This window comes from Bradyrhizobium sp. P2_E8 (genome assembly GCF_056403875.1).
This window is the reverse complement of sequence record NZ_JBFUES010000364.1, coordinates 1-6800: the sequence shown is the minus strand read 5'-3', so window position 1 is coordinate 6800 and position 6800 is coordinate 1. Positions and strand designations below refer to the sequence as shown.

6 protein-coding genes are annotated in these 6800 nt (G+C 63.9%); 3 read left to right on the top strand and 3 right to left on the bottom strand.

Annotated features, from left to right (window positions below):
• Positions 1 to 328 (top strand): KUP/HAK/KT family potassium transporter (locus AC1D00_RS20455; RefSeq protein WP_477011912.1); only part of this gene is annotated, 328 nt, incomplete at its 5' end.
• 169 nt (positions 329 to 497) lie between these two features.
• Here the strand turns inward: AC1D00_RS20455 and gyrA are convergent.
• The 3 genes from gyrA to AC1D00_RS20440 all read right to left on the bottom strand — a co-directional run bounded on the left by gyrA (position 498) and on the right by AC1D00_RS20440 (position 4494).
• Positions 498 to 3230, bottom strand: a complete 2733-nt coding sequence (gene gyrA / locus AC1D00_RS20450) for a DNA gyrase subunit A (RefSeq protein ID WP_135175301.1) — start codon at positions 3228 to 3230, stop codon at positions 498 to 500.
• Between the two features lie 169 nt (positions 3231 to 3399).
• Positions 3400 to 3798 carry a DUF2306 domain-containing protein gene (locus AC1D00_RS20445; protein ID WP_477011911.1) on the bottom strand — a complete coding sequence of 133 codons (399 nt, stop codon included), beginning with the start codon at positions 3796 to 3798 and terminating at the stop codon, positions 3400 to 3402.
• Positions 3799 to 3999: 201 nt separating this feature from the next.
• Positions 4000 to 4494, bottom strand: coding sequence for a single-stranded DNA-binding protein (locus AC1D00_RS20440; RefSeq protein ID WP_011087466.1), 495 nt, complete (start codon positions 4492 to 4494; stop codon positions 4000 to 4002).
• 473 nt (positions 4495 to 4967) lie between these two features.
• Between AC1D00_RS20440 and AC1D00_RS20435 the strand changes: the two genes are divergently transcribed.
• Positions 4968 to 5735, top strand: a complete 768-nt coding sequence (locus AC1D00_RS20435) for an outer membrane protein (protein WP_477011910.1) — start codon at positions 4968 to 4970, stop codon at positions 5733 to 5735.
• 222 nt (positions 5736 to 5957) lie between these two features.
• Positions 5958 to 6647 carry an outer membrane protein gene (locus AC1D00_RS20430; RefSeq protein WP_477011909.1) on the top strand — a complete coding sequence of 230 codons (690 nt, stop codon included), beginning with the start codon at positions 5958 to 5960 and terminating at the stop codon, positions 6645 to 6647.
• The last annotated feature ends 153 nt before the right edge of the window (positions 6648 to 6800 follow it).

Below are 6800 nucleotides of genomic sequence, written 5' to 3'. Positions count from 1 at the left end.
TATCAGCGACGAGGACCGCACCGAGGTGATCGAGATCATCCCGGGCATCACCCGGGTGGTCCTGCATTACGGCTTCATGCAGAACCCGACGATCTATGACGGGCTGACGCTCGCCTGCCGCCAGGGCAAGCTGCCCGGCATCGACCTCTCCGACATCACCTATTACGTCGGCCGCGAGACCATCATCCCGCGCGAGGACGTCCCGGGCATGTGGGTCTGGCGCGAAACCGTGTTCGCCTTCCTGCAACGCAACGCCGAACGCTCGGCCGCGTTCTTCGGCGTGCCGACCAAGCAGGTGGTGGAGTTCGGGACGGAGCTGGAGATTTAGGGAAGTTCGTAGCGCGGATGGAGCGCTAGCGTAATCCGGGATTCTTGCCAGGCGCACAGAGGTCCCGGATTTCACTGCGCCCCATCCGGGCTACGGGTACAAACCTGGTCCCGGATTGCGCCGTCAGTCGGCGCTTCGCACCGACCTCCTGCTCCATCCGGGCTACGCGTTACTCGCCGTTCGTCCCGTTCCCGCTCTCCGCCTCTTCCGTGATGTGCTCGACCGAGACGACGTGCTCGTCCTCCGCGGTGTCGAACACGATCACGCCCTGCGTCGAGCGGCCGGCGATGCGGATGCCTTCGACCGGGCAGCGGATCAGCTGGCCCTTGTCGGTGACCAGCATGATTTGATCAGCGTCCTCCACCGGGAAGGACGCAACCAGGTTGCCGTTGCGGTTGTTGACGCTCATGGCGACGATGCCTTTGCCGCCGCGGCCCGTGGTGCGGTACTCGTAGGACGAGGTCCGCTTGCCATAGCCGTTGACGGAGACGGTGAGCACGACCTGCTCGGCCGCCGACATCTCGACATAACGCTCCTGGGCAAGCTGGAAGCTGCCGGATGTCTCCTCGGCCTCGGCGTCCACCGCCGGCTCCTCGGCCGTGGCTTCGCCGGCCACCGCGCGGCGCATCTTCAGGTAGGCCGAGCGTTCGTCCGAGGAGGTCTCGACATGGCGCAGGATCGCCAGCGAAATCACCTTGTCGCCCTCGCCAAGCGCAATGCCGCGCACGCCCATCGAGGTACGCCCGGTGAACACGCGCACGTCGGTGACGGGGAAGCGGATGCACTGGCCGCCGGCGCCGGTCAGCAGCACGTCGTCGTGCTCGGTGCAGATCTGCACGTCGACGATCGACTCGTTCTCGTCGAGCTTCATGGCGATGATGCCGGAACGGCGGACGTCGACGAAGTCGGACAGCTTGTTGCGCCGGACATTGCCGCCTGTCGTCGCGAACATCACGTCGAGGTTGCCCCAGGTCGATTCGTCCTCGGGCAGCGGCATGATCGTGGTAATGCGCTCACCCTGCTCCAGCGGCAGGATGTTGATCAGCGCCTTGCCGCGCGCGTTCGGCGCGGCCATGGGCAGCCGCCAGACCTTTTCCTTGTAGACCTGGCCGCGCGAGGAGAAGAACAGCACCGGCGTGTGCGTGGAGGCGACGAACAGGCGCGAGACGAAATCCTCGTCACGGGTCTGCATGCCGGCGCGGCCCTTCCCGCCGCGGCGCTGCGCCCGGTAGGCCGACAGCGGCACCCGCTTGACATAGCCGGCGTGCGAGACGGTGACGACCATGTCCTCGCGCTGGATCAGGTCCTCGTCCTCGACCTCGCCTTCCTGCTCGATGATCACGGTCCGGCGCGGGGTGGCGAACTCGGCCTTCACCTCGGCGAGCTCAGTCTTGATGATGCCCAGCACGCGCTCGCGCGAGCGCAGGATGTCGAGATAATCGGCGATCTCGCCGGCGAGCTTGTCGAGCTCGTCGCGGATCTCGTCACGGCCGAGTGCGGTGAGGCGCTGAAGGCGCAGATCGAGAATGGCCCTCGCCTGCTCCATCGACAGCCGGATCGTGCCGTCGGCGCTGATGCGGTGGCGCGGATCGTCGATCAGCGTCAGCATGTCCTCGACGTCCCGGGCCTGCCAGTCGCGCGACATCAGGGTGTCGCGGGCGGTGGTCGGGTCGGGCGAGGTCCGGATGACGCGGATCATCTCGTCGATATTGGCGACCGCGATCGCGAGACCGACCAGGATATGGGCGCGATCGCGCGCCTTGGCGAGCAGGTACTTGGTGCGCCGCGTGACGACCCGCTCACGGAAGTCGACGAAGATGGCCAGCAGGTCCTTCAGATGCATGATCCGCGGACGGCCGCTGTCGAGCGCCACCATGTTGACGCCGAAGCTCGTTTGCAGCGGCGTGAATCGGTACAGCTGATTCAGCACCACGTCCGGCACGGCGTCGCGCTTCAATTCGATGACGACGCGGTAGCCGTCGCGGTCCGATTCATCGCGCAGGTCGCCGATGCCCTCGATCTTCTTTTCCTTGACCAGCTCGGCGATGCGCTCGACCATCGTCGCCTTGTTCACCTGGTAGGGAATCTCGGTGATGATGATCGCCTCGCGCTCCTTGCGGATGGTCTCGATCGCGACCTTGCCGCGCATGACGATCGAGCCGCGGCCGAGGTGGTAGGCGGCGCGGATGCCCGCGCGTCCGAGAATGACGCCGCCGGTCGGGAAATCCGGTCCCGGCACGATGTTGATGAGCTCGTCGATGGTGAGCGCAGGGTTGTCGATCAGCGCGACGCAGGCGTCGATGACCTCGCCGAGATTGTGCGGCGGGATGTTGGTCGCCATGCCGACCGCGATGCCGCCGGCGCCGTTGACGAGAAGGTTCGGGAACTTGGCCGGCAGAACCGATGGCTCGGTCTCGTTGTTGTCGTAGTTCGGCTGGAAGTCGACGGTGTCCTTGTCGATGTCGGCCAGCAGAGCCAGCGCCGCCTTGGTCAGGCGCGCTTCGGTGTAACGATAGGCGGCCGGGGGATCGCCGTCGACCGAGCCGAAATTGCCCTGGCCGTCGATCAACGGCACGCGCATCGAGAAGTCCTGCGCCATGCGGACCATGGCGTCGTAGATCGACTGGTCGCCGTGCGGATGATACTTACCGATGACGTCGCCGACCACGCGGGCGGACTTGACGTATTTCTTGTCGGGTGTGTGCCCCTGCTCGTTCATCGAGTACAGGATGCGGCGATGCACCGGCTTCAGACCGTCGCGCGCATCGGGCAGCGCCCGCGCCACGATCACGCTCATGGCGTAGTCGAGATAGGACTTCTTCATCTCCTCGAAGATGGAGACGGGGCGAATATCCGAGGGTTGCGCCGGCTGGTCGCCGGGCTTGTCGTCGTCGTCAGCCAAGGGGAAATCCGGTGAGGTTTTATCTGGGAATCATATAGCGCATCGAGCCCCTGATAACCACCCTTGCGGGGGTAAAGGGAAGCGCTTTTTCCGACTGTTTTTCCAGAGACTTACGCCCTCTCCGGCACCGCCCTGGGCGGGGCCCGGACGAGCCGCCCGAAACCGCCCCTCACGCCCCGAAAATCACGTGGTGCATGATGCGCCCCGGCAGCAACGTGAACAGGCCCGCCACCACCAGCGCGCCGGCGAAGATGAAGATCATCATGCGCCGGTGATCGGCCACGCGATGGGTGTGCGCCCGCCATACCGCAAGCGGCAACACCACCAGTGTGAAGATCGACAGGACATGGATCGGGCTGAACGGTCCGACCAGGCGGATCTGGTGGATCCAGAACGAGGAGGCGGCCACGACCGCCATCAGCACCACCCAGATCCAGCCGATCGTGCGGTGCGGCAGCGTGCCTTTGGGAGCCGCAAACTGGACGAGGCCGAGCACCAGGGCGGCCATGGCGGCAAAGGCATGCAGGGGGATCGCTGGAGCAGCCTGAAGCAGCGGCGCGGGGCTCATGCGGGGCTTCCTCCGATCGACAGGCGGACCATGTGAATGGGATTAACATCAAGTTAATACCATTCACATGCTGCCCGGTCAAAGGCTTGAAGCAGCACATGAGGCACGCCCGGAAAAACCGAGCTTTACGAGCCGATTGGTAAGAAATCCTGTCGCTTTACGCGAGCAAGACGACATTCGGGGCGAAGCGCCCCGCCCGACTCAGAACGGGATGTCGTCGTCCATGTCGCTGTTGCGGCCACCGCCACCGGCAGCAACGGCGCGGCGCGGCGCGCTGCTGACGGGGCCGGAGGAGCCGAAATCGCCGCCCGGCTCCTCGCCGAAGCTGCCGCCTCCCCCGCCGCCGCGGCCGTCGAGCATCGTGAGCGTCGAGTTGAAGCCCTGGAGCACGACTTCGGTGGAGTACTTCTCCACGCCGCTCTGGTCGGTCCATTTGCGGGTCTGGAGCGCGCCCTCGATGTAAACCTTGGCGCCCTTCTTCAGGTACTGCTCGGCGACCTTGCAGAGGCCTTCATTGAAGATCACGACGCGATGCCACTCGGTCTTTTCCTTGCGCTCGCCGCTGTTCTTGTCGCGCCAGGTCTCCGAGGTCGCGATGCTCAAATTCGCGATCGGCCGCCCGTCCTGGGTGCGGCGGATTTCAGGATCCTTGCCGAGATTTCCAACCAGAATGACTTTGTTGACGCTTCCCGCCATCGCCGCTCTCCACTCCGAATGCCGCTGAATTCATAAGGCCCGACCGCGCCCCGCGGTCCTCTGCAACCTGTTGAGGCGACCCTATACGCTTGCGCGGACCGATCAGCCCATCAGCCCTCAGGTTATCCCCATATATAGCATCGGCTACCGGTCTGTTCCAGATTTGTTCCTGCTCGTGCGCGTGCAAAATGTTTGGGCCGGACGGTACCTGCGTGCTGCCCAAATAGTTTGCGCTGGATGGAACCATGGTTTGCGCTGGATGGAACTTTTCCCGGTTCCCGCAAACGACCAAAAGCACTTAACATTCATCAAGTTACACACGTTGCAGTTGCCTTGCGACTGTTGCATTTCGGCGACGGACTCTGCCTCCCGCTTAAGCTACGTTTGCCTTGGAATTAAGTTCATATGGGCGTCGCGCCTGATTGGCCGCTTCGGGGAATTTCAAGAAGCGGATCGAAACTGGGGAGACTGCAGTGAATAAGATTTTGATTGGTACAATCGGTGCAATGGCGTTGAGCCTGTCGGCTCCCGCAAGCGCGGCGGATCTCGCTGCGCGTCCCTATACCAAGGCTCCGCCCCCGATGGTCGCCGCCATCTACGACTGGAGCGGCTTCTACATCGGCATCAACGGTGGTGGCGGTTGGAGCCACAAATGCTGGGACGGTGATCTCGGCGGTGGCATCTTCGTCGGCGAGGGCTGCCACAACGCGACCGGCGGCACGGTCGGTGGCCAGGTCGGATATCGCTGGCAGTCGGCGAATTGGGTGTTCGGCGTCGAAGGCCAGGGCAACTGGGCGGACTTCTCGGGTGACAACATCAGCGCGATCACCGGCCTGCGCGATCGGTCGCAGATCAATGCCTTCGGCCTAATTACCGGCCAGGTCGGTTACGCCTGGAATAACGTGCTGGTCTACGTGAAGGGCGGCGGCGCCGTCGTCAGCGATCGCTATCGCAGCTTCGACGTCGTGTCCGGCCTCGAAGTCGACCGCGCCAACGAGACCCGTTGGGGCGGCGCCGTGGGTGTCGGAGTCGAGTTCGGATTCGCGCCGAACTGGACGGTCGGCTTCGAGTACGACCACCTCTTCATGGGCAACCGCACCATCAATTTCGCCGGCTCCGGCAATTTCGCGATTGCCCCGCTCGGTGCCTTCACACGCGCAGATCGCATCAGCCAGGACGTCGATCTCGCCTTGATCCGCGTGAACTATCGCTGGGGTGGCCCGATCATCGCGAAGTACTGATATCTCGTTGATATCACTGAAGATTGAAGGCCGGCCCTGTGCCGGCCTTTTTTTGTGCGACGGTAGGTCAATGACCGTTACGTTTTGCGACTGTTGTGGCTTTTGAGAGACACAACTTGCAGCTTTGCTGGTGTAAGCACGACATCAGTTGGACCGCAGCGTCCGATGCCCTTCCCGATCGTGGAAGGCACAACAGAAACTGGGACTGGGATTAGGTTGAAAATGAAGAAGGTTTTGTTGGCTTCGGCCTGTTTGTTCGCTCTTGCCGCCCCCGCGTCGGCTGCCGATCTTGCGGCCCGCCCGTACACSAAGGCKCCGRTSGCTGTGGCCTCGGTCTACAACTGGWCCGGCTTCTAYATCGGTATCGTTGGCGGCGGCGCCTGGGAAAACGCTTCGGGCGACCCGAAGATGAAGGGTGGCTTCGTCGGCGGCACCGCCGGCTACAACTGGCAGACCGGCAACGTCGTGTTCGGTGTCGAGGCCGATGGCGCCTGGGCTGACGTCAGCGCTACGGCGACCGGCGCCTCTGTCGTCCCCGGCTTCGGCGTTGTGACCGCGACCGCGACCTCGAAGACCGATGCGATGGGCACCGTGCGCGGCCGCATCGGCTACGCCGTCGACCAGGTCCTGTTCTACGGCACCGGCGGCTACGCCTGGATCGACAACAAGATCAGCCTCTCCGCTCTCGGCGTGACCGCGTCGGACAGCAAGTGGCACTCCGGCTGGACCGTCGGTGCGGGCGTCGAAGCGTTCTTCGCGCCGCAGTGGTCGGTCAAGGGCGAGTACCTCTATCGCAGCCTCGGCGGCGAGACCTACTTCTCGGGCGCCCTCCCCACCGGCACGCTCAACTTCCACACCGTGCAGGTCGGCGTGAACTATCACTTCGGGGGCCCGGTGGTCGCGAAGTACTGAGCTTCGCCACCGACGTCATATCGTCACGAAAKGCCGGCCTCGCGCCGGCCTTTTTGTTTTTCGCGCGGACGAATCCAAGCCAACCGCTCGCCAGCGTTTTCGGAGAGGTGTGGCGCCACGGTGACACAACCTTTGGCTTTAATAGTGTAAAGC